Source organism: Shigella sp. FC1661 (assembly GCF_001712525.1).
Taxonomy (GTDB): domain Bacteria; phylum Pseudomonadota; class Gammaproteobacteria; order Enterobacterales; family Enterobacteriaceae; genus Escherichia; species Escherichia coli.
In genome coordinates, this window is sequence record NZ_MDGW01000335.1 from 1 (window position 1) to 1,390 (window position 1,390).

Here is a 1,390-nt window from a genome sequence, read left to right on the forward strand (position 1 = left end):
CCGTCTGAATTTGCAGCGGGCTGGAGAAAGGGTCATTCTGAGAATGAAGATTCCGACGTTACTAACTGAGTGTTGTATCTAATCGTGGGGGCAGGTCAACAACCCTAAAAAGGGCTGTTATCTGATAAGGCTTTATCTGGTCGCATTTTTAAAGCAGACCTTTCGCTTTTTTTCGGTAATACGTGGCCCTATGAATCCCGAGCTCTTCCCAAGGTTTGAGTGTTCTTTCTGAACTTTCTACAGGCTTACGTTTAGAGATTTTACCTCCAATCTTACCGCCTTTCGCACCTTTCTTAGCTTGGCTCTGACGAAACTTATCTGGCGTGAACTCACGGTATGTCCAGTTAGCGATCGACTTCGCTATCGCTTTAACCTCTGAAACTGGTAAAGGCACTTTAAACTGAGCGTTAAGGGCTTCTACGTGATCGTAGACAGCCGAGTTCCAGTCACGCTTATAGTTGGGTGCCCAAAACTCTCTAATCGCCTTGTAGCTCCACTGACGAACTGAATCAAACAACTCACAATTACGACCAAGACCTGAGACTTCGCTACCACGTAACGGATGACCTTTTAAATCGAGATAGTCCGCCAGTTCATCTAGCGTGTATTCGTGCTCAGTCCAAAATTCATTTTGCCAATGTGGGTGCAGTGGGTTTTTAGTGAGTAGCCCTGCAAAACCACGATCTGCTTTTAGACGTTCTATCATTGCTGACTCAATCGCAGCAGCGTAGCGAATCGGTTCGCTATGTGCGATATCAGACGTACAAAATGGAACTTTCAAGCGATACGCAATGTGTGCGTGTGCGTTCTCTGGGTTCTTTGATGTCCAATATGGCGTGGGAAGGTCATTGTCGTACCAAGCCAACACTCCGCCTTGTCGATCAATATCAAAAACAAGGTAAGTGACCAACTTCGGTTGGTTCACTTGCAGATATTTTTTCTTAATCGCTGTACTTTTTGGGCGTATGTAAGTGACACCGAGTTCATCGGTGCAATAGGGCTTATGAGGAAGCGTCTCGATTAGATCGAGTTGAAATACGTTTGATTGCTGCGTCTTCAAGCAACACCGCGCTTATGGCGGTAAGTTGTGACTTGTGAATGGCTAGTCATTTGGTATACTTTCCTTAGCATTATTGCTGGGCCCTGACCTCTCGCTGTCCGCCAAGATTAGACGAGATTCGGGGCTTTGTTTTATCTAGAGTTAATCTTACCCCTCAACACCTTACTTCGCAATTTCCCCTTTAGAGCTTTTGCTATCAGGCACAAAAAAGGCCGCTATCGCGACCTTTCAAAAATCATTGTTCTACCGAAACACTGTACTTCGCACTAAGTGCCGTTATGGTAAATCGACCACCTACGCACAACGAAGTTGATGGTAAATAATTTTAAA

General features: G+C 45.1%; 1 protein-coding gene. It reads right to left on the reverse strand.

Annotated elements, in window-relative coordinates:
* Nucleotides 1-148: 148 nt before the first annotated feature.
* The gene (locus tag BFF42_RS17455; RefSeq protein ID WP_039060509.1) at nt 149-1,060 is read right to left on the reverse strand and encodes a replication initiation protein; all 912 of its coding nucleotides are present in this window, start codon (nt 1,058-1,060) and stop codon (nt 149-151) included.
* Nucleotides 1,061-1,390 lie beyond the last annotated feature (330 nt).